The organism is Achromobacter sp. Marseille-Q0513 (assembly GCF_018195695.1).
Taxonomy (GTDB): domain Bacteria; phylum Pseudomonadota; class Gammaproteobacteria; order Burkholderiales; family Burkholderiaceae_B; genus Achromobacter.
Genome location: NZ_JAGTJY010000001.1, coordinates 145,921 through 167,532, shown reverse-complemented (window position 1 = coordinate 167,532; position 21,612 = coordinate 145,921). Strand labels below are relative to the sequence as shown.

Sequence of the window (21,612 nt, the reverse complement as noted above, 5' to 3'; positions counted from 1 at the left end):
GTGCGGGATTTTAGCGGGGAAGCCCCCGCAGCGTGGCCCCGCCGTCGCGGGGCGCCGACGGGTGGGCAGTCGGGGACGGGCCGCTTGCTAGAATCCCTTGCCGCCAACCCAGGGCCGGCCAGGGCGCGCAACCGTGCCCGCCGGACCGCCACGCCATGCAAAAAAGAGCCAAACGGGTCGTCATCACGATCGTGCTGATCGTCGTGATCCTGCCCATGTTCCTGCTGTTCTGGCTGATGTCGGGCGATGACGAGAACTTCGCCACCATCGACCACGGGCAGTCCTATGGCAACAGCATCTACAAGCGCTACCAGGATGCCGTCTATGCCGCCGTGCCCAGCAACGGCTACTACCGCATCGACGCGGCGGACCCGGCGAGCTTTCAGGCCTTCGACACCGGCGCCTTCGACGGCAGGCAGGCGGGCCGGGACCAGCGCCACGTGTACTGCGGCAACCTGATCCTGCCGGACCTGCGGCCGGCATCGGCGCGCTACCTGGGCAACAGCTACTTCAGCGACGGCGCGGCCACGTACTTCTGTTCGATGCACAGCACGCTCAACCGCGAGCTGGAGCCGCTGGACGAGTTCTGGCAGAAGATCCAGCACCGGGCCGGCGCGGGGCCCAAGCCGCAGACCTACCTGTATCCCTACGTGGCCCTGCCGGCCAGCGCCCAGCCCTATCGGCCGCTGCTGGACCGCGACCTGGCCACCGACGGCGCGCGCGCTTTCTACCGGGGCCTGGAGATGCCCCAGGCGAATCCCGCCACGCTCCGGCGCGTGCCGGCGGGCCGGGATGGCGACGTGCGGCCCAGCGATGATTTCTTCGCCGATGGAAGCCGCGTCTATTTCCACCAGCAGCCGCTGCCGCTGTCGGACGATCCCGCGCTGCACGCCTTCATGGTGGGCGACCTGTACCAGCAGCCCTATCTGCGCGACCCGCGCGACGGCATGGTGTACGTGGGCGCGCAGCCCTTCGACGCGGCGCATGCGCCGTACCGGCTGATCAACGAGAAAGGCCGGCACGTCTACCAGGCGCTGTTCGCCAGCAAGGACGGCCTGTATTTCTACAACACGCAGACGCGGCAATTGGAGCGGGCGGGCGACGATCCCTTCGCCTCGGGGGCGTATGCCGAGCTGTCGCCCTATGTCTATTCGGACGGCAAGCAGACGCTGTTCCTGCGGGCGGAGGAAGCCTGGGCCCGTTCCACCCGCGGCAGCGGCGGCGGGCTGGTGTCGCGCTCGACGCTGGTCAACCGGCTGCGTGACGCGCCGGATGGCGCGTGGATCAAGCGCGGCGTCGTGTATCACAACTTCGGCACGGTCTGGCAGAAGGGCGGCACGCTCTACTACTTCGACGAGATGGGTCCCTCGCAGCTCATCTCCAACCCGATCTACCAGATCATGGACCCTGTCGCGGCGGACTTCCTCTTGCGCTCGCAAGAGACGCGGCAGATCACGGCCGACGATATCCGCAAGCTGATCCGCGGCGGCAAGCTGGCGGTGCCGCAGTACGAGACCGTGCTGGAAGCCAAGACGCGCTACCGCAAGATCTTCTCGATTTTCTAGGCCGATTCAACGCCATGAACACGACCATCGCCCTGTTCCTGATCGTCCTGCTGGTGTTGTGTATCGGCGGCCCGCTGGCGGGCCTGGCCGCGGTCAAGCGCGCCCATGCCTTCCGGATCGAGGATGGCCACCTGGTGGCGGGCCGCGTCGTCAGCCGGCGCTATCCGCTGGGCGACATCGAGCGCGTGGTGTTCTCGGCGCAAGGGGCGGAACGAGCCGGCTACGTCGGCGCCTTCGTCGTCCAGACCCGGCACGCCGGCAGCAGCGGGGAATACATCTTCAGCGTCGACAACATCCGCTTTCGCCGCGCGCCCAGGGCGGAGCTGGAGGCCTGCATCGAGACGCTGCGGCGGCAACTGACGGATAGCGGCATCGCCAGCGAGTATCGCGGCTGACCCGGGCAGCGAGCGGGCGGGGCGACGGTCGCTGGCCCGCCGCGCAAACCGGCTGGAGCGGATCAGCCGCCCGCCCTTGAAAGTCCGCGATTGGCCCCCACATCAGTAGGGTTTCCCGGCCGCCGCGCAGCCTTGCGCGGTCTGATCCGAATATTCCGTCCCTAAATTTCCAACATACACGCCGATACCCATGAGCCAAACCGCCACGCCGTCCGCGTCCGAAACCCTGGGCTTCCAGGCCGAGGTGAAGCAGCTGCTGCACCTGATGATCCATTCGCTGTACAGCAACAAGGAAATCTTCCTGCGCGAGCTGGTGTCGAACGCCTCGGACGCCTGCGACAAGCTGCGCTTCGAAGCCATCGACCAGCCGGCGCTGCTGGAAGGCGACAGCGAGCTGGGCATCACGGTCCGCTACGACAAGGATGCCCGCATCATCACCATCTCGGACAACGGCATCGGCCTGTCGCGCGAGGAAGCCGTGGCCAACCTGGGCACCATCGCCCGCTCGGGCACACGCGAGTTCTTCTCGCAGCTGACCGGCGACAAGCAGAAGGACGCTCAGCTCATCGGGCAGTTCGGCGTGGGCTTCTATTCCTCGTTCATCGTGGCCGACAAGGTCAGCGTGGTCAGCCGCCGCGCCGGTTCGGCCGACGCGATCCAGTGGGAATCCGACGGCCAGGGCGAATTCACCATCGCCGCCGCTGAAAAATCCAGCCGTGGCACCGACGTCACGCTGCACCTGCGCGCCGACGAGGACGAGCTGCTCAACGGCTGGAAGCTGCGCGAGATCCTGCGCCGCTATTCCGACCACATCTCGCTGCCGATCCACATGCAGAAGGAAGAGTGGGACCAGGAGAAGGGCGAGCAGGTCAAGACCGACGAGCTGGAAACGGTGAACCAGGCCAACGCGCTGTGGGCCCGCAGCAAGTCCGACGTGACCGAGGAACAGTATCGCGAGTTCTACAAGACCGTCTCGCACGATTACGACGACCCGCTGGCCTGGACCCACAACCGCGTCGAAGGCCGCAGCGAATACACCCAGCTGCTGTACGTGCCCAAGCACGCGCCCATGGATCTGTGGGACCGCGACGGCCGCCGTGGCGTGAAGCTCTACGTCAAGCGCGTCTTCATCATGGACGACGCCGACCAGCTGCTGCCCTCGTACCTGCGCTTCGTGCGCGGGGTGATCGATTCGGCCGACCTGCCGCTGAACGTGTCGCGCGAGATCCTGCAGGAAAGCCGCGACGTGCGCGCCATCCGCGAAGGCTCGGCCAAGCGCATCCTGTCGCTGCTGGAAGACCTGGCCGAGAACCGCCAGGACGACTACGCCGCGTTCTGGTCCGAGTTCGGCCAGGTGCTGAAGGAAGGCGCCGGCGAGGACCAGGCCAACCAGGAACGCATCGCCAAGCTGATGCGCTTCGCCTCGACCCACAGCGGCGACCAGGCGCAGACCGTGTCCTTCGCCGACTACGTGGCGCGCATGAAGGAAGGCCAGGACAAGATCTACTACGTCACCGCCGACACCTTTGCCGCCGCCAGCAACAGCCCGCACCTGGAGATCTTCCGCAAGAAGGGCATCGAGGTGCTGCTGCTGTCCGACCGCGTCGACGAGTGGATGCTGTCGTACCTGCGCGAGTTCGACGGCAAGTCGCTGGTCTCGGTGGCCAAGGGCGGCCTGGACCTGGCCGAGCTGGCCGACGAGGAAGAAAAGAAGCACCAGGCCGAAGTGGCCGAGGACTTCAAGCCGCTGGTCGAGCGCCTGCAGAAGACGCTGGAAGACCAGGTCAAGGAAGTGCGCGTGACGCTGCGCCTGGTGGATTCGCCGGCCTGCGTGGTGGTGGGCCAGAACGAACTCAGCCCGCACCTGCTGCGCATGCTCAAGGCCGCCGGCCAGGAAGCGCCCAACGTCAAGCCGGTGCTGGAGATCAACCCCGAGCACCCGCTGCTGGCCCGCATCCGCGCGGCCCAGGACGGCGAGTTCGACCAGTGGGCCCGCCTGCTGCTGGACCAGGCGCTGCTGGCCGAAGGCGCCCAGATCGCCGATCCGGCGGCCTTCGTCAAGCGCTTGAACGCGTTGCTGCTGAAGTAAGCGGGGCGTGGGGTAGGGAAGGGGGCGTCCTGCGGGACGCCCTTTTTCTTTTCCGGGGACGGGACAGGCCCGGGCCGGATTCATGACCGGGAGTCAAAGGTGTTTGGCAGAAGCCGGGCTTTTTCCGCAATGATCCTCCCGTCATACTGCGCCCATCTCTCCTAAGGGTTTCCACGCATGCGCCGGCTTCCTGCCGCCCGGGCGCGCGTATCTCCCCCGGGACCCAACGACTCCAAGGAATTGCGCATGAGCACCCCTGAAACCCCCGCCAACAAGGGCGGCCTGCCCCTGCTGGCCCTGGCCGTCGGCGCCTTCGGCATCGGCGTGACCGAGTTCTCGCCCATGGGCCTGCTGCCCGTGATCGCCGAAGGCGTGAACGTTTCCATTCCCAGCGCCGGCATGCTGGTCAGCGCCTACGCCATCGGCGTGATGCTGGGCGCGCCGCTGATGACGCTGGCGTTGTCGCGCTGGTCGCGGCGCAAGGCGCTGATCGCGCTGATGGCGATCTTCACGCTGGGCAATCTGCTGTCGGCGATGGCGCCCAACTACACCACGCTGCTGCTGGCGCGGCTGGTCACCAGCCTGAACCATGGCGCCTTCTTCGGCCTGGGTTCGCTGGTGGCGGCCAGCGTGGTGCCGCGCCACAAGCAGGCCAGCGCGGTCGCGACCATGTTCCTGGGGCTGACCATCGCCAACGTGGGCGGCGTGCCGGCGGCGACGTGGCTGGGGCAGGTGATCGGCTGGCGCATGTCCTTCGCCGCCACCGCCGTGCTCGGCCTGGTGGCGATGCTGGCGCTGTGGACCGCGCTGCCGGCCGGCGAGGCGGGCCGCCGTCCGGACCTCAGGCGCGAGCTGGCCGTGCTCAAGAGCCCGGTGGTGCTGGTGGCGCTGTTGACCACGGTGCTGGGCGCCGGCGCGATGTTCACGCTGTACACCTATGTGGCGCCGACGCTGGCCGAACTGACCGGCGCGTCGCCCGGCTTCGTGACCGCCATGCTGGTGCTGATCGGCATCGGCTTCACCATCGGCAACACGGCGGGCGGGCGTTATGCCGACCGTTCGCTGGACGGCAGCCTGATCGCCTTCCTGGTGCTGGTGATCGTGGACATGCTGGCCTTTCCGTGGCTGGCGTCCACCCAGGTCGGCGCGGCCGTGGGCCTGCTGATCTTCGGCTTCGGCACCTTCGCCGTGGTGCCGCCGCTGCAGATGCGCGTGATGCGCGCCGCCACCGAGGCGCCGGGACTGGCCTCGTCGGTGAACGTGGGCGCCTTCAACCTGGGCAATGCGCTGGGCGCGGCGGCCGGCGGCGCGGTGATCTCGGCGGGCATGGGCTATGCCGCCGTGCCGGTGGCCGGCGCGCTGATCGCCGTGGCCGGGCTGGCGCTGGTGCTGCTGCAACGCGCCAGCAACCAGCGCCGCAAGCTGGCCGCGCAGGCCTGCTGAGGGACCGGATGGGCGGACGCCGCAGGGGCGTCCGCCACGCTGCATCCGTGCCGGCAAATTCTCATTGATCTGCTGGCTGGATGTGGCGCCTGCCTCAGAACTCGAAGCTGCTGGTCAGCTCATACGTGCGCCCCGGCGCCAGCAGCACCTGGCTTTCCGAGCGACCGGCGTAGTAGGCATACAGCCTGTCGGTCAGGTTGCGCACGCGGAAGGTCAGCAGCACGTTGCGCATCCGGTAGCTGACGGCCGCGTCCATCGTGGTGTGGCCGTTGATGCGGATCCGGTTGGCGCGGTCGGTGTAGATGGGGCCCGTGTGGTTCATGCCCAGGTAGAAATTGACCGGCATGTCGCGCAAGCGGTAGTCGGCGTACAGGTTGAAGACGCGCTCGGGTACGTTGGGCGGCGTGTTGCCCACGCGCGATGAGCCGTCTGCCTCGGTCAGCGTATCGAAGCGCGCGTTCAGCATGGCGGCGTTGCCCGACAGCGTCAGCTGCGGCGTCACGCGCCAGGCCGCCGACAGCTCCACGCCGCGCGACGACTGCTTGCCGTTGTTGACTGTCAGGCCGGGCGTGTTCGGATCGCGCGACAGCACGTTGTCCAGCGCGATGTGATAGACCGCCGCGGTCCATTCCACATTGTCCAGGCTCTGCTTGAAACCCGCTTCCCATTGCTCGCCCTTGGACAACGGGAACGCGGCGTTGCCGGACGACATCAGGAACAGCGAACCCACCGGCATGGTGGCGTTGGTGTACAGCGCATAGACGGACGAGGACGGCGTCAGGTCCAGCACCGTGCCCAGCCGCGCGGAGTTCGAGGAATAGCGCGTGCCGAAGTCGCTGCGCGTGCCCAGGTTCAGGTCCTTGATGCCCCGGTCCACGCGGATGCGGTCGTGGCGGTAGCCGGCCACCACGGTCCAGGTCGGCGTCAGCTTGATGGCGTCCTCCATGAAGACCGAGGCGGTGCGCACGTCGGTGGCGTAGTCCGTGCGGTTGCCGCCGCCGGCCATCAGCGCCGGGTCATTGTCGTAGTAGCCGGTGTCCGGGCCGAACAGCGGCACACGCAGGCGGTCGGCGGTCGCGGCCGAGCGGTTGGAGAAGCGCCGCTCGCTGTCGAAGCTCGTCTTGCTCAGCTCGCCGCCGATCACGAACTTGTTCGACAGGCCGGCGAGTTGACCCTCGTGGGTGGCGTCGAAACGGTTCACGATGTAGCGCTGGTGGTGGGTGATGAGGGTCTGGTCGCGGTCGATCCAGGCCGGGGCGCGGTACACGGCCGACTCCGAGTTGCGCCATAGCCGGTCCACCTTGTTGGCCGCGAAATCGTTGCGCAGCGTCCATTCCGGCGTCAGCCGGTGCGTGAGGCGCGCGCGCAGCCAGTGGGCTTCGGACGTGTTCCTGTCGTCGCGCACGTTGTAGTTGTTGCGGGCGATGCTGCGGTCCAGCACCATGTCGTTCGGCGCGCTGACCACGCCGGTCGGATCGCGCGCCACACTGCGCGGCACCAGCGGCGTGCCCCAATAGGCGTGGCCGCTGTCGCGCGAGTAGTCGTAGGACAGGTCCAGCCGCGTGGCGGGCGCCACGTCGAAGGACAGCCCCGCCGTCAGGTGGTCCAGCGTCTGGCTGTTGCGGTCGATGGCCTCGCGGCTGTCGTTGCGGCTGTAGTCCAGGCGATAGGCGCCGGTCTCGCCGAACTTGTCGCCCAGGCCAAAGGCCGCGCGCGTGGAACCGTAGCTGCCATAGGACAGCATGGCCTGGCGGCCGGGGTTGTCGCGGTCGGGCCGCCTGGTCTGGAAGTCGACGATGCCGCCGATGGCGCTGTCGCCCTGCAGCACCGACGCGGGGCCTTTCAGGACCTCGATGCGCTCGTAGTTCCAGGTGTCCTGGACGCGGTTGGTGACGCCGGCGCCCGACATGCGCATGCCGTCGTACAGGTACAGGATGTCGGTGAAGCCGCGCGTGGACAGCGTGGTGGGCGAGGACGGCGGACCGCCGCCGGCCATGCCGGCCGCGCCGCGCAGGGCCTCGCTCAAGGTGCGGGCGCCGCGCTCCTGCATGGTCTGCTGCGACAGGATCTCCACCGATGCCGGCGTCTCGCGCAGCGTCAGTCCCAGGCGTGAGGCCGTGCCGCTGCGCGATTCCAGCCGCAGGCCGGGCTGTTCGTCGCGGGCCTCGACGGTGATGGGGGCCAGCTGCTCGGGCGTTTCCTCGGCGTTCGCGGGCGCGCAGGCCGCGAAGGCCGCGGCGATGGACAGGACTTTCCTCATGGCTTCTCTTCTGGTGCGTGGTTCAAGCGTGTGGGGTGTGCCGGTCAGGGCTGGCGGACGGAGGCTAGGCCAGGCGATAGCGGCGCAGCCGCCAGGCCGCCAGGAGCAGCAGGGCGCAGGCCGGCAGCAGCAACTGCATCAGCGCCCGCAAGGCCTGTGCGTGGCCGATGCCGGCCTGTTCCTCATGCCAGTGGAAGCGCGGCATCGAGGCGAAATCGGCGGGCGCGATCGCCAGGCCGGCGTCGATGCGCGGCAGGAAGAAGTCCTTCCAGGCGCGGTGATGGCGGTCGACCTGGCGCATGAATGCGGCGTGGCGGCGCTCGCCGGTGCCGGCCAGCGCGGTGATGCCCTCGTAAGCCACCGCGGCCGGCGACACCAGGCTGTAGCGCGTGATCAGCGCCTGCCGGCGCGCCATCTGCGCGTCGTAGCGGTCCAGCTCGGGCTGCATTGCCTTGTCCACCTCGCGCTGCACGCGCGCGTGTCCCATGGCGCGGCCATGCATGTCGATGCGGCCGTCCTTGGGCAGCAGCACTTCGGGGCGGTCCATGTGGGCGTAGTCGGTGGACAGCTGGTCGGCGTTGCGCGTCATGGCCTGGGCCGTGGCGACGCGGGTGCGCGTGGCCAGTTCGGCGCGCGAGGGCGCGGGCTCGAGCCAGGTGGCGACCAGGTTCAGCAGCACGGGCGCCACCAGCACCAGCAGCACCCAGGCCGCCATCAACGTCACGGCGTTGGCGGCCGACGAGCGGCCATAGGCATTGACGGCCACCGCCGCCGCGAACCAGAACAGCGCGTAGGCGCCCACCAGCAGCGTCCACCAGATGGCGGCGGCGGGGGCGTGCAGCAGTTGCGGCCGGGCGAGCAGCAACGCGGCCAGGGGCAGGGCCACCGCCGCGCCCAGCAGCACGGCGGCGCGCAGCGCGATCTTGCCGGTCACCAGGGTGCCCAGCGTCAGCGGCTGCGACAGCAGCAGGCGCAGCGTGCCGTCCTCCCTTTCGCCGGACAGCAGGTTGTAGCTGAGCGCGAAGATCAGCAGCGGCAGCAGGTACACCACCACGAAGGCCAGATCGAAATGCCCGCTTTGCAGGTGCCAGGGATTCTCGATGTCGTTGTTGTGGATGAAGTTGACCTTGCTTTGATAGGTCACCTTGAACTGCGAGGGGAACAGGTCGGTCTGGCCCAGCGCCACCGGCGCCATCGGCAGGCTGGGCAGGATGGCGTACTGGCCGCCCAGGCCCCCGCCCACGTTGGCGGGACTGGCCGGATTGCCGAACGGCGTGGGCGTCTCCTGGCCGGCCAGGATGCGCTCAAGCTGGGCCTGCAACCGGTCGCGCGCCTGTGCGTCGGCCTGCGCCAGCGCGGCTTGCGCCGCGTCGCGCTGGGCGGTCTGCAGCAGGCCGTTGAACATGGCGTAGGCCACCAGCAGCAGGAACAGGCCGCCCGCCAGCCACAGCACGTGTTCGCGCAGCAGCAGGCGCAGCTCGTGGCGCAGGACCAGGAAGAAACGCGGGGTCTGGGAGGCGGACATCGTCGCGTTCCTACAGCACGGGTTGGCGGGCGACGGCGCGCAGCGCGCAGGCCAGGCTCAGGACCAGGCCGACACACAGCATCAGCAGGGCCAGCGCGCCATGGCGCAGCGCCCAGCCAGCGGCGGGCGGGTGGTAGTCGAAGGCCGGCACGCGGGCCCACAGCGAGGCGCCGGCCTTGTAGGAGAAATGCTGGTGCCCGAGCGGATCCGCATGCGCCACCAGATCGGCGCTGACCAGATCCTGGATCACGCGGCGCTGGCCTTCGGCGGCCACGGTGAAGTCGCGGTGATGCGCGAAATCGGTGCCGGCCATGGCGGCCGAATAGGCGCGCAGCGCCAGCAGCGGCATCAGCCAGCCGCCCGCTTCCTGCACCGTCTGCTGGCGTTCCCAGGTGTCCCAGAGCCGGCCGTAGTGGCGGTCATAGACCTTGTAGCTGGACTGGTCGTCCAGCTTGAGCGCCAGGCCCCACTGGTTCAGCGGCACGTCGCGGCTCCAGCGTTCGGTGGTGCCGAAGGCTTGCATCCAGACGCGATCCGAGGTGGCCTTGAGATCGTCGTTCAACGCCTGGTTGAATTCCAGCCGCGTGGGGCTGGGATAAAGCGCGCGCGAGGCCTGCGCCATGACGCGCGGGGCCACCACGGTATTGGCGATCCAGATCGCCAGCAGCACGGTGATGGCCACGCGCGATGAGCGCGCGGTCGCCGAGACGCCCAGCGTGATGAAGACGAAGATGGCCAGATACAGCGCATAGCCGCCGAGCAGGGCCGCATAGCGCAGCGCGGCGTCCGCGCCGCCGCCGGCCAGTGCCACGGCGACGGCGGCGACCATGCCCGCCGGCGCCAGCAGCAACAGCAGGCTCAGGCCCAGCGAGGCCGCCTTGCCCCACAGCAGCTGGCGCGGCGCCACGCCCAGGCTCAGCGCCTGGCGCAGCGTGCCTTGTTCGCGTTCGCCGGAAAAGGCATTGAAGCCCAGCACGATCACCAGCAGCGGGCCCAGCGCCTGCAGGATCCAGGCCGCCGACAGATCACCGAAGCGCTGCAGGCCGGTGGCGTCCTGCGCCGGACGGAATTTCACTTCGCTCTGCCGGTGCGCCTGCAGCCAGATGGCGTTGCCGATATAGGGATTGATGCCGGGGTCCAGCAGCGCCAGCGCGGGATCGGGCTTGAACACGTGCATGCCCTGGTGGGCCGCGTCGTGCGGATGGCGCGCGCCCTGCCGCAGCCAGTCCTGGTAGTCGGCGTCCTGGGCCGCGGCCTGTTCGGCGCGCGCATCGCGCTGGTGCGCGTAGCCCACCGCCAGCGCGGTGAGCAGCAGCAGCGCGACGATGCCGCCGGCCCAGTACAGCCGGCCGTCGCGCAGCCGCTCGCGCAGATCCTTCAGTGCGATCAGCGCGATCATGCGGCGGTCCTCATGTGTTCCAGGTACAGGGCCTGCAGGTCGACGTCGCTGATCTGGCTGCTGTCCAGGTTCTCCACCAGGCGGCCGCGCTTCATGATGCCGATGCGCGTGGCGGTCTGGCGGGCATGGAACAGGTCATGCGTGGTGGCCAGGATGGCCACGCCCTGGTCGCTGGCGCGTTGCAGCAGTTCGGTGAACTCGGCGGCGGCCGACGGATCCAGGCCGGATGTCGGTTCGTCCAGCAGCAGCGCGCGGGCGTTCTTGGCCAGCGCCACCGCGATCCAGACCTTCTGGCGCATGCCCTTGGAATAGGCGGCCACGCGCTTGTCGGCCGCCGCGGCGTCCAGGCCGGCTTGCGCCATCCACGTCAGCAGGCGCTCGCGCGGCGGCGTCTCGCCCAGGGCCAGGGCCGCGAAATAGCGCAGGTTCTCCAGGCCGCTCAGGGTGCCGTAGAGGTTGACCTGTTCCGGGATGTAGGCCACGTGGCGCTTGCTTTCCAGCGGTTCGCGCGCAACGTCCAGGCCGTTGATCAGCGCCTTGCCGCCGTCCGCCTGGATGAAGTTCAGGAACAGGTTGATGGTGGTGGTCTTGCCGGCGCCGTTCGCGCCCAGCAGGCAATAGATCTCGCCGGGCGCGATGCGCAGGTCCAGCGGATGGAGTGCGGTCTGGTCGCCGTAGCGCTTGGTCAGGCCGATGGCTTCGAGCACGGAGGGAGTTTCCTGAATGAGGGGGGCTGCGGGCGACCGTGGCGCCACGGCGCGCGGCGAACGGTGCTGGGGGGCACACCGATCACAGTGAGCAATTTTTGGATAATTTGAATTGTTATAACATAACAAAAATAGAGCGAACAAGCCATGTCGCCATGGCGCGCAGGCGGAAGGGCACAGGATTTAGCGCATGTGTGGATGCGGCCGGCGGTCTGCGCGGCCACGGCGCGAGGCCGTCGCGCAGAACAGGGCTATCCAGGAAAAAAGCCCTTGGCCTGAATAGGCCAAGGGCTTTGCGGCAAGCGCGCGGACGGGACTCAGGCTTCGATCCGCTCCACCTTGCCCACCAGCAGGATGTACGACAGCGCGCCCAGCAGGGCCAGCGAGGACACGTACACGATGGCGGGCGCGAAGCTGTCCTTGGACACCAGGAAGCCGATCACGATCGGGGTGCAGATGGACGACAGGTTGCCGACGAAGTTGAACACCCCGCCCGTCAGGCCCAGCAGCCGCACCGGCGCCAGCGCCGACACCAGCGACCAGGTGATCGAGGCCAGCCCGTTGCCGAAGAAGGCCACCGCCAGGAAGAAGATGACCCAGGGCGTGGAATCGGTGAAGTTGGCGCCGATCATGGACGTGGAGATCAGCAGGCCCAGGATGATGGGCAGCTTGCGCGCCAGGCCCACCGTGGCGCCGCGGCGGATCAGGAAGTCCGACAGCACGCCCGAGCACAGCACGCCGACGAAGGCGGCCAGGAAGGGCACCGAGGCCAGGAAGCCCGACTTGATGAAGTCCATGCCGCGATACTTCACCAGGTAGGTCGGGAACCAGGTCAGGAAGAACCACAGCGTCGAGGTCAGGCAGAACTGGCCCAGGTACACGCCCCACAGCTTGCGTTGGGACATGACCAGACCGAGATCGGTCCACGAGAACGGAGCTTTCTTCTCGGTCACGCGCTTCTCCAGGTCGACTACGCCGCCGCCCTGTTGGATCAGCTCGATCTCGGCCGCGTTGGCGCCCTTGAACTGGCGCGGCTCGCGATACACCATGAACCACACCACGCCCCAGACGATGCCCAACAGGCCCGTACTGACGAACACCATGTGCCAGCCGTAGTGGTGCTGCAGCCAGGCCAGCACCGGCGTCAGGAATGCCAGGCCGACGAACTGGCCGGACGTGTAGAAGCCGATGGCGGTGGCGCGTTCCTTTTCCGGGAACCAGGTGGTGACGACGCGATTGTTGATCGGATACGCGGGCGCTTCCAGCGCGCCCACCGCCAGGCGCAGCACGAACAGCACGATGAAGCTGCTGGCGAAGCCCATGAAGAACGTGGCGGCGGACCACAGGATCAGCGCGGCGGCGTACAGCACGCGCGGCGCCACGCGGTCCACCAGCCAGCCGCCGGGGATCTGCATGGCGGCATAGGTCCAGCCGAAGGCCGACAGGATCAGCCCTTCGTGCACGGTATCCAGCCCGAACTCATCCTTGAGCGCGGGCGCGGCGATGGACAGGTTGCTGCGGTCCAGGTAGTTGATCACGACAGTGATGAATAACATCACCATGATGAGATAGCGGCTGCGGGTCGGCCGCTGGGCGCCTTGCGCGCCCAGGTGGGTGGCGGTGGTCAAGGGGGTCTCCTCTCTCGCGTTCTTCTATCGGCCTACCATTCGGCGAAGCTGCCGTCGGCGTGGCGCCAGACGGGGTTGCGCCAGCGGTGGCCGACGGCGGCGCGTTCCTTGACGTATTCCTCGTTGACCTCGATGCCCAGGCCCGGCCCCTGCGGGATCATGACCATGCCGTCCTGGTAGGCGAACGCCTCGCGGTTGCTGACGTAATCCAGCAGGTCGTTGGCGGCGTTGTAGTGGATGCCCAGGCTCTGTTCCTGGATGAAGGCGTTGTAGCAGCCGGCGTCGATCTGCAGGCAGGTGGCCAGCGCGATCGGGCCCAGCGGGCAATGCAGCGCCAGCGCCACGTCATAGGCCTCGGCCATGGCGGCGATCTTGCGCGTTTCGGTGATGCCGCCAGCGTGCGAGGGATCCGGCTGGATGATGTCCACATAGCCTTCGGACAGCACCCGCTTGAAGTCCCAGCGCGAATACAGCCGCTCGCCCAGCGCGATAGGCGTGGACGTCAGCGGCGCCAGTTCCTTGAGCGCCTCGTAGTGCTCGCTGAGCACGGGCTCTTCGATGAACATCAGCTTGTACGGGTCCAGCTCCTTCATCAGCACCTTGGCCATGGGCTTGTGCACGCGGCCATGGAAGTCCACGCCGATGCCCACGTTCGGGCCGACCGCGTCGCGCACGGCGGCCACGTTCTCCAGGCACTTCTCGACCTTGTCGAACGAATCGATGTATTGCAGCTCTTCGGTGCCGTTCATCTTCACGGCGGTGAAGCCGCGCTCGACGGCGCTCTTGGCGGCCGCGGCGGTGTCGGCCGGGCGGTCGCCGCCGATCCACGAGTACACGCGGATGCGGTCGCGCACGTTGCCGCCCAGCAGCTGCGACACGGGCACGCCCAGGTGCTTGCCCTTGATGTCCCACAGCGCTTGGTCAATGCCGGCCAGCGCGCTCATGTGGATGGCGCCGCCGCGATAGAAGCCGCCGCGGTACAGCACGGTCCAGTGGTCCTCGATGTTGCGCGGGTCCTTGCCGACCAGGTAGTCCGACAGTTCCTCGACCGCGGCCGCGACCGAGTGCGCGCGGCCTTCCACCACGGGCTCGCCCCAGCCGACGATGCCGGCGTCGGTCTCGATCTTCAGGAAGCACCACCGGGGCGGCACGATGTAGGTGGTGAGCTTGGTGATCTTCATGCTTGGGTCTCCTGGGCGGGATAGGCGCGTTGCCAGGCGGCGACGAAGTCGCGCGCGCGCTGGCCGGTTTCGGCGGCCGTCTGGCCGGGCTTGTACAAGGCGGAGCCCAGGCCGAAGCCGCTGGCGCCCGCCTGGGCGTAGGTGGACAGGTTGTCGGGCGTGATGCCGCCCACCGGCACCAGCGCGACGGGCGGGCGCAGCACGGCGCGCCAGGCCTTGAGCACGACGGGGCCGAGCTGTTCGGCGGGGAACATCTTCAGCACGTCGGCGCCCGCGGCCAGCGCGGCATAGGCCTCGGTGGGCGTGGCCACGCCGGGGCTGGAGGCCAGACCGGCGGCCTTGGCGGCGCGGATCACTGCGGGGTCGCTGTGCGGCATGACGATGATCTCGCCGCCGGCGTCCTTCACGCGCGCCACGTCGGCGGGATCCAGCACGGTGCCGGCGCCGACCAGGCAGTCGGCCGGCAGCGCGTCGCGCATGGCGCGAATGCTGGCGTACGGCTCGGGCGAATTCAGCGGCACTTCGATCAGCCGGAAACCGGCGGCGTAGAGTTCGCGCGCGGTGGCAGCGGCATCGGCGGGGGGGATGCCGCGCAGGATGGCGATGAGGCCGCAATGGGCCATGGCGGTTTGCAGACCGGGATGCGTCATGGAGGGGCTCCTAGGCGGAAATCGAAGATGAGGGGACCAGCCCGGCGGCCAGCGCCAGGTGCCACAGGCCGCGCTCTGTGGCGTTCTGCGCCTGCTCGGGCGCGCCCAGGCCGTAGTGCGTCATGGCCAGCGTGTAGCGCTCGCACAGCGCGGGCTCGCCGCAAAGCACGATGCGGGGCGCCTGGCCCTGCGCGCGCAGCATGGCCGCCAGGGCGGCGATCTCGTGGCCGATCAACAGGCCCGACAGGTAGTCGGCCTGCGAGGCCGGCGCCAGTTCGCCGGTCAGGCCCAGCGCGCGCGTGCTGAAGATGGTGGACAGCACGCCGGCGCGGCCTTCCGGCGCGCCGGCGACCTTCACGCCGCGTTCGAAGGCGGCCATGTCGGGCGCGGCGGCATCGCTCATGGTGCGGCCCAGGATGGTGTGGCCGCGCAGCGCGGCGTAGACCTCGCCGGTCATGAAGGTATCGAAGTGCGTGACCTGGCCGTTGCGCGCGCCGACCCACTTGGAATGCGTGCCGGGCAGGCCGATCAGCAGGCCGGCGTCCGGAATGGCGTTGGCGTCGCGCAGCACGCCGAAGACCTGGGTTTCCTCGCCGCGCATCACGTTGGGCAGGCCGTGGCGCTGGATCAGGCCGGGCACGATGCGCACGGGCGTGGCGCCGGGTCGCTCGACCACGGTCAGCAGCGTGCCGATGCGGTCCAGGTCCACCGGCACGTCCAGGTAGGCGGCCTCCTGCCAGCCCTGGGCGCTGCCGACCATGCCGCAGGCGATCACGGGCAGCGCGGGCTCGGCCCGCAGCCAGTCGCCGCAAGCCTGCTCGAAGGCCAGTTCGAAGCCGGACAAGGCCGGCGTGGCGGCGCCGTCCTGCAGCGGTTGCGGCAGGCGCATGATGCCCCAGGGCAGGTGGCGCGCGTCCAGCGTGCGGCCGGCGCCGTCCAGGCGGTAGGCGCGCAGCGAGGACGTGCCCCAGTCCAGCGCGATCAGGGCGGCGCGGGCGGGCGTGGCGGATGTCATCTGAGTCTGTCTCGTGTCTGGCCGCGCCGGCTCGGGAAACCGCAAGGAGGGCGCGGACCTTGTTGTGTCCAGGCCCGGGACTCGCGCAAAAGGCGGCGGCCGGGCGTTGGGAAAAATTCTAGATCAGCGCTTGAAAAATCTCAAAATATAGAATTTAATCCCACATATAGGGAATAAAACGTGTGCCTGAAACGGGATCCATCACACGCAGTCCCTCGCATTTCCCCCGCCTTCCCGCTTCCTTTCCCGTGCTCGCCGCCGTGACGATTCCCATGACCGATGCTTCCTCCCTCACGCCCCTGGACCCCGACGCCGCAGCGCCCGCCGGCACGCAGACGCTGATGCGCGGGCTGGCCGTGGTGCAGGCCGTGGCCGACGGCGCGCGCGACCTGAAGGAGCTGTGCGCCCGCATCGGCGTGGCGCGCAGCACCACGCACCGGCTGGCCAGTTGCCTGGTGCAGGAACGCTATCTGCGGGTGCTGCCCGGCGTGGGCTATGTGCTGGGCCCCAAGCTGATCGAACTGGGTTTCCAGGCGCGCGAGGCCTTTCCGCTGGCCACGCTGGCGCGCCCGTACCTGGACGGCCTGGCCGAGCTGACCGGCGACACCATCCACTTGGCGGTGCGTGACAACGACGAAGTGCTGTATCTGGAAAAAATCCCCGGCAAGAAGGGCCTGGAGATGCGCTCGCGCGTCGGCCACCGCATGCCGCTGGCGGCCACGGGCGTGGGCAAGGCCTTGCTGCTGGACGCGGACGAGCCGCAATGGAAGGCGCTGCACCGCGTGGGCGGCCCGGTGTCGTCGCGCGCGCCGGGCGGGCAGCAGGGCTGGGAGGCGTTCCGCGAGCGCATGCGCGGCTACGCGGCGCAAGGCTATGCCTTCGACCTGGAAGACAACGAGCCTTCGATCCGCTGCGTGGCGGCGCCGGTGCGCGACGCGTCCAGCGGCATCGTGGCCGCCATCAGCGTGTCCAGCACCGTGCCCTATATGTCGCTGGAGCGGATGGACGAGATGGTGCCGGCGGTGCGCGACGCGGCCATGCGGATCTCGGCGGAACTGGGCTGGATCATTCCAGCGGCAGCGTCAGCACGCCCTGGGCGGCCGGCCGCATCATGATGCGGCGGTACCAGGCCGATAGCGCCGGCGTCTGCGGCCGCTCGGCCGGCAGGCCCAGCCAGCGGTGCGCCGAGGCCACCAGCGCGATGTCGCCCATGGTCAGCTGACGGCCGGCGATGAATTCGCGGCCCTGCAGCGCGCGTTCCAGGATCAGCGCGCGCGCATTGGCGCGCTGCATCGAGGCGTCGACGGCGGCGCGGTCGCGCTTGTCCTCGGGCGTGCGGATCAGGCCCAGGAAGGCCGGCACCATGGCGGGTTGCCACTCGGTCGCCTGCCAGTCCATCCAGCGGTCGGCATCGGCGCGCAGGCCCAGATCCTCGGTCCACAGCGAACCCGCGCCATAGCGGGCGGACAGGTAGCGCACAATGGCGTTCGATTCCCACAGCACGAAGCCGCCATCGTCGATCACCGGCACCTGGCGGTTGGGGTTGCGCTCGGCGTATTCAGGCGTGTCGACCACGCCATGCGCGCCGCCGGCCAGGATGAACTCGTGCGGCAGCGCCAGTTCGCGCACGGCCAGCATGACTTTCTGCACGTTGACGGACGTCAGTCGTCCCCAGATCTTCAGCATATCCGTTCCTTGAGTGATGAGATGGCGCATCAGGCGGGCGGCAGTTGCCGCCGCGCGAAGCCGTTTTCGCGCCCGAAGCGCGTCCAGTTGAAAGCCGGCCCGGGGTCGGTCTTGCGGCCCGGGGCGATGTGTTCGTGGCCCCAGGCGGCGGCCAGCGGGTAGCGCGAGCGCAGCGCGGGCGCCAGCTGGCGCAGGGCCTGGTACTGGGCGTCGGCGTAGGGCAGGGTGTCGGTGCCCTCCAGCTCGATGCCGATGGAAAAGTCGTTGCAGCGTTCCCGGCCCGCGTAGCGCGACACGCCGGCGTGCCAGGCGCGGTCCTCGGTGGACACGAACTGGATCACGGCGCCGTCGCGGCGGATGAAGAAGTGGGCCGACACGCGCAGGCCGCGCAGCCGTTCCAGCCAGGGATGCGAGCCGTAGTCGAGCCGGTTCAGGAACAGGCCGGCCACTTCCGGCCCGCCGAAGCGGCCCGGGGGCAGGCTGATGTTGTGCAGCACCAGCAGCGACACCTGCGCGCCGGCGGGGCGCGCGTCGCGGTTGGGCGAGGGCATGAGGGTGACGCCGGGGGCCGGTCTCAACCAGCCATGTCGATCCAGTTGCAGGGCCATGGCAATTCGATGCTCGGTGGGTGTGTGTCTCCAGCGGTCATTATGCCAAGCTTGGAGACCTGCCCAGGGACGGCGGGCTGGCTGCGGCGGACCGAAGGCGCGCAACCGGCAGGCGGCCGGTTGATCGTCGCTCATTTGCCGCCTGGCGGCGGCGTTCGGTGGCTATCTGCCGGCTATTTGCTGGTGGGGCCGCGCTGCGCGTGGTCGGCGCTGCACCAGGTGCGGCCGTTCTGCAGCAGCGCCTCGGAGCGGGGCAGGTGGATGCCGCAGTGCGCGCAGCGCACCATGGCCTCGGCGCCGCCGCCGGGCTGGGCGGGCGGCTTGGGCGGCGGGGAAGCCGGGCGCGCGTCGCGCGCCGCCGCCATGCGGGCGGCGATGCGGGCCACGAACAGCACCGCGATGATGATGACGATCCAGAACAGCAGCTTGCCCACGTTCAACCCCGATGCAGAATCATTTCCAGCACGAACCGGCTGCCGGTGTAGGCCAGGATCAGGAAGCCGAAGCCGGTCAGCGTCCAGCGCAGCGCCACCCGGCCGCGCCAGCCCCAGACGTGGCGGCCCAGCAGCAGCACGCCGAAGGTCGCCCAGGACAGCAGCGTGAAGACGGTCTTGTGGTCGAAGGGCAGGATCTTGCCGGTGAGCTTGAGCGAGGCGATCGAGCCGGACACGACCGCCAGCGACAACACGGCGAAGCCGATCCAGATGATGACGAACAGCAGGTGTTCCTGGACCAGCAGCGGCGGCTGGGAATCCAGCACGCGCCCGATCATGCTGCGCTCGGCCGGCGCGTCCAGCGGGCGGTGCAAGTGGCGGTCCAGCAGCGCCATCAGCATGGCGTGCAGGGCGGCGATGGTGATCAGGCCATAGGCGGCCAGCGCGATCAGCAGGTGGGCGCGCAGCCAGGCGTCGTTGGCATGGGGCACGAACTGCCCCTGGGGAAACAGCGCCGCCAGGGCGCTGGCGATGGTGGCGGCGGGCAGCAGCAGCAATTGCAGGCCGTCGATGCGCACCAGCAGGCTTTCCAGCCAGAACACCACCATGCCCAGCCAGATCGCCGCCGACAGGGCCAGCGCCCAGCCGATGAACAGGTGCTGCGCGCCCAGCATGGACTGCTGCAGGCCGATGCCCTGCAGCACCAGGGCGCCCAGCAGGCAGGCGCGGGCGATCTTGCCGGTCTGTTCGATGCCGCTGGCGCCGGCGCCAGCGCCGGCCAGCCGGAGCCACAAAGCCCCCCCGAGCAGCGCGTAGGCCAGGGCGGCCGCCGCGTGAAATACAATGCCTAGTGACATAGAAACCGTCGTCAGGATGGGGCCGGGGTCCAAATGACCCGGAAAGCGCGGAATTCGCGCGGGCGGCCACCGTTCGAGTCGACTAGTTTAAGCGGAAACGCCTCTCATGCTCGATAACCTAACTCAACGCCTGTCGCGCGTCGTCAAGACGCTGCGCGGCGAAGCCCGCCTGACCGAGGCCAACACCCAGGAGATGCTGCGCGAAGTGCGCATGGCCCTGCTGGAAGCCGACGTGGCGCTGCCCGTGGTGCGCGAGTTCGTCGCCCGGGTCAAGGACAAGGCGCTGGGCGAAGAAGTCGCCGGCAGCCTCAGCCCCGGCCAGGCCCTGGTCGGCGTGGTCCACAAGGAACTGACCGCGCTGATGGGCGGCGACCTGGGCGCCGACTCCGGCGAACTGTCGCTGGCCGTGCAGCCGCCCGCCGTGATCCTGATGGCCGGCCTGCAGGGCGCGGGCAAGACCACCACCACCGGCAAGCTGGCGCGCTGGCTGTCCGAGGGCCAGCACACCCAGCACGGCCGCAAGACCGGCAAGAAGAAGGTGCTGGTGGTGTCGGCCGACGTCTACCGTCCCGCCGCCATCGAGCAGTTGAAGACCGTGGCCGCGCAGGTCGGCGTGGACTTCCTGCCCTCCGACCCCAGCCAGAAGCCCGAGGACATCGCCCGCAACGCGGTCGACCACGCGCGCCGCCATCACTACGACGTGCTGATCCTGGACACGGCCGGCCGCCTGGGCATCGACGAGGCCATGATGCGCGAGATCCGCGCGCTGCATGACCTGGTCAAGCCGGTGGAAACGCTGTTCGTGGTGGACGCCATGCAGGGCCAGGACGCGGTCAACACCGCGCGCGCCTTCGCCGACGCGCTGCCGCTGACCGGCGTGGTGCTGACCAAGCTGGACGGCGACGCCCGCGGCGGCGCGGCCCTGTCGGTGCGCCACGTCACCGGCAAGCCGTTGAAGTTCGTCGGCGTCTCGGAAAAGCTCGACGGCCTGGAGCCGTTCTACCCCGAGCGCATGGCGCAGCGCGTGCTGGGCATGGGCGACATCGTGTCGCTGGTCGAGCAGGCGCAGAAGAACATCGACATCGCCGAGGCGCAGAAGCTCGCGTCCAAGATCAAGTCGGGCAACAAGTTCGACCTGAACGACTTCCGCGACCAGCTCGGCCAGGTCAAGAAGCTGGGCGACATGGGCTCGCTGCTGGAAAAGCTGCCGGCCCAGTTCCAGCAAGCCGCCGGCCAGCTGCAGGGCGGCCAGGCCGAGAAGCAGCTGCGCCGCACGGAAGGCATCCTCAATTCCATGACCCCGGCCGAGCGCGCCAAGCCTGAACTCATCAAGGCCTCGCGCAAGCGCCGCATCGCCGCCGGCTCCGGCGTGCCGGTGCAGGAAGTGAACCGCCTGCTGGCCCAGTTCGACCAGATGCAGGGCATGATGAAGCAGATGAAGAAGGGCGGCATGGCCAAGATGATGCGCGCCATGGGCGGCCTGAAGGGGCTGGGCCGCTTCGGGATGAAGTAAGGCTCGCGCGGCGGCGCAAAAAATGGCCAGACATTGCGTCTGGCCAAGTCATCGCGGCAATCTGGGGGATCAGTGCCGCGATCAGCCGGGCGGCGCGGGCGCGCCTTCCGGCTATTCGGATTCTTGCGTGGGCGTTCAGGCCGCCGGCGGGATGCGCAGCACCTGGCCGGGATAGATCTTGTCCGGGCTGGTCAGCATGGGCTTGTTGGCCTCGAAGATCAGCGTGTTCTTGCCGCCCTGGCCCTTGCCGTATTGCGCCTCGGCGATCTTCCAGAGGTTGTCGCCCTTCTGCACCGTGTACATCTTGGCCTCGGGGGCGGCCTGGGTGGCCTTGAGCTGGTTGTCCACCTGGGCCACGCCCACGGTGTTGCCCAGCGCCAGCGCGATCTTCTCGGCGGTTTCGGTATTGGCGGCGGTGCCGCTGACCGTGACCTTGTCGCCGTCGACCGCGATCTGCAGTCCGTCGGCGTTCAGGCCGTGCTTGTCCAGTTCCTTCTTCAGCTCGTCGACGGTGGCGGCCTTGGCTTCGCTGGCACCGAAGAGTTTTTCTCCAACGTCCTTGATGAAATTGAGCAGACCCATAGTGATTCCTTTATCTATGTTGCTGTTACGGTGGGAAAAGAGCGATGGATGGCAGGGCGCACGGCCCGTGGGCCG

At 68.8% G+C, this 21,612-nt stretch carries 19 protein-coding genes; 6 read left to right on the top strand and 13 right to left on the bottom strand.

From position 1 onward, the window contains the following. Positions 1-155: 155 nt before the first annotated feature. The 4 genes from KDH83_RS00735 (at position 156) to KDH83_RS00720 (ending at position 5,492) form a co-directional block, all read left to right on the top strand. A complete protein-coding gene (locus tag KDH83_RS00735) occupies positions 156-1,565 on the top strand; it encodes a DKNYY domain-containing protein (RefSeq protein ID WP_212312143.1) in 1,410 nt (469 codons plus the stop codon). Between the two features lie 14 nt (positions 1,566-1,579). Continuing rightward, positions 1,580-1,960, top strand: coding sequence for a hypothetical protein (locus tag KDH83_RS00730; protein ID WP_212312142.1), 381 nt, complete (start codon positions 1,580-1,582; stop codon positions 1,958-1,960). Between the two features lie 190 nt (positions 1,961-2,150). Then, a complete protein-coding gene (gene htpG, locus KDH83_RS00725; RefSeq protein ID WP_212312140.1) occupies positions 2,151-4,049 on the top strand; it encodes a molecular chaperone HtpG in 1,899 nt (632 codons plus the stop codon). 246 nt (positions 4,050-4,295) lie between these two features. After that, a complete protein-coding gene (locus KDH83_RS00720; RefSeq protein WP_212312139.1) occupies positions 4,296-5,492 on the top strand; it encodes an MFS transporter in 1,197 nt (398 codons plus the stop codon). A 94-nt stretch (positions 5,493-5,586) separates the two neighbouring features. Here the strand turns inward: KDH83_RS00720 and KDH83_RS00715 are convergent, their stop codons facing one another. The 8 genes from KDH83_RS00715 to KDH83_RS00680 all read right to left on the bottom strand — a co-directional run bounded on the left by KDH83_RS00715 (position 5,587) and on the right by KDH83_RS00680 (position 15,857). Beyond that, positions 5,587-7,752: a TonB-dependent siderophore receptor gene (locus KDH83_RS00715; RefSeq protein WP_212312138.1), complete on the bottom strand. Its 2,166-nt coding sequence runs from the start codon at positions 7,750-7,752 to the stop codon at positions 5,587-5,589. Positions 7,753-7,816: 64 nt separating this feature from the next. Further along, positions 7,817-9,277: an ABC transporter permease subunit gene (locus KDH83_RS00710; protein ID WP_212312137.1), complete on the bottom strand. Its 1,461-nt coding sequence runs from the start codon at positions 9,275-9,277 to the stop codon at positions 7,817-7,819. Between the two features lie 10 nt (positions 9,278-9,287). Then, entirely contained in the window at positions 9,288-10,676 is a 1,389-nt protein-coding gene (locus KDH83_RS00705; protein WP_212312136.1) for an ABC transporter permease subunit, read from the bottom strand. Continuing rightward, positions 10,673-11,383 carry an ATP-binding cassette domain-containing protein gene (locus KDH83_RS00700; protein WP_212312135.1) on the bottom strand — a complete coding sequence of 237 codons (711 nt, stop codon included), beginning with the start codon at positions 11,381-11,383 and terminating at the stop codon, positions 10,673-10,675. The genes KDH83_RS00705 and KDH83_RS00700 overlap by 4 nt, the downstream gene beginning before the upstream one ends. A 317-nt stretch (positions 11,384-11,700) precedes the next feature. After that, positions 11,701-13,011: an MFS transporter gene (locus KDH83_RS00695; RefSeq protein ID WP_212312133.1), complete on the bottom strand. Its 1,311-nt coding sequence runs from the start codon at positions 13,009-13,011 to the stop codon at positions 11,701-11,703. Positions 13,012-13,043: 32 nt separating this feature from the next. After that, on the bottom strand, positions 13,044-14,192 hold the full coding sequence (gene dgoD, locus KDH83_RS00690; protein ID WP_212312131.1) for a galactonate dehydratase: 1,149 nt from the start codon (positions 14,190-14,192) through the stop codon (positions 13,044-13,046). Then, positions 14,189-14,842 carry a 2-dehydro-3-deoxy-6-phosphogalactonate aldolase gene (locus KDH83_RS00685; protein ID WP_212312129.1) on the bottom strand — a complete coding sequence of 218 codons (654 nt, stop codon included), beginning with the start codon at positions 14,840-14,842 and terminating at the stop codon, positions 14,189-14,191. The genes dgoD and KDH83_RS00685 overlap by 4 nt, the downstream gene beginning before the upstream one ends. A 10-nt stretch (positions 14,843-14,852) precedes the next feature. After that, positions 14,853-15,857, bottom strand: coding sequence for a 2-dehydro-3-deoxygalactonokinase (locus KDH83_RS00680; protein ID WP_212312127.1), 1,005 nt, complete (start codon positions 15,855-15,857; stop codon positions 14,853-14,855). 272 nt (positions 15,858-16,129) lie between these two features. Here KDH83_RS00680 and KDH83_RS00675 point away from each other — a divergent pair, with 272 nt between their 5' ends. Next, positions 16,130-16,972, top strand: a complete 843-nt coding sequence (locus tag KDH83_RS00675; protein ID WP_212312126.1) for an IclR family transcriptional regulator — start codon at positions 16,130-16,132, stop codon at positions 16,970-16,972. Here KDH83_RS00675 and KDH83_RS00670 read toward each other — a convergent pair. The 4 genes from KDH83_RS00670 to ccsA form a co-directional block, all read right to left on the bottom strand. Continuing rightward, a complete protein-coding gene (locus KDH83_RS00670; protein ID WP_212312125.1) occupies positions 16,923-17,543 on the bottom strand; it encodes a glutathione S-transferase in 621 nt (206 codons plus the stop codon). The two genes, KDH83_RS00675 and KDH83_RS00670, sit on opposite strands and share 50 nt — an antisense overlap. A gap of 29 nt (positions 17,544-17,572) precedes the next feature. Continuing rightward, positions 17,573-18,151 carry a 1,6-anhydro-N-acetylmuramyl-L-alanine amidase AmpD gene (ampD, locus tag KDH83_RS00665; protein WP_212312124.1) on the bottom strand — a complete coding sequence of 193 codons (579 nt, stop codon included), beginning with the start codon at positions 18,149-18,151 and terminating at the stop codon, positions 17,573-17,575. Positions 18,152-18,324: 173 nt separating this feature from the next. Continuing rightward, entirely contained in the window at positions 18,325-18,585 is a 261-nt protein-coding gene (locus tag KDH83_RS00660) for a PP0621 family protein (RefSeq protein ID WP_212312123.1), read from the bottom strand. A gap of 2 nt (positions 18,586-18,587) precedes the next feature. Continuing rightward, a complete protein-coding gene (gene ccsA / locus KDH83_RS00655; protein WP_212312122.1) occupies positions 18,588-19,442 on the bottom strand; it encodes a cytochrome c biogenesis protein CcsA in 855 nt (284 codons plus the stop codon). A gap of 106 nt (positions 19,443-19,548) precedes the next feature. Between ccsA and ffh the strand changes: the two genes are divergently transcribed. Then, positions 19,549-20,955: a signal recognition particle protein gene (gene ffh, locus KDH83_RS00650; protein WP_212312121.1), complete on the top strand. Its 1,407-nt coding sequence runs from the start codon at positions 19,549-19,551 to the stop codon at positions 20,953-20,955. A 135-nt stretch (positions 20,956-21,090) separates the two neighbouring features. On the opposite strand, the gene lysM is transcribed toward ffh, so the two are convergent. Next, on the bottom strand, positions 21,091-21,537 hold the full coding sequence (gene lysM, locus KDH83_RS00645) for a peptidoglycan-binding protein LysM (protein WP_212312120.1): 447 nt from the start codon (positions 21,535-21,537) through the stop codon (positions 21,091-21,093). Positions 21,538-21,612 lie beyond the last annotated feature (75 nt).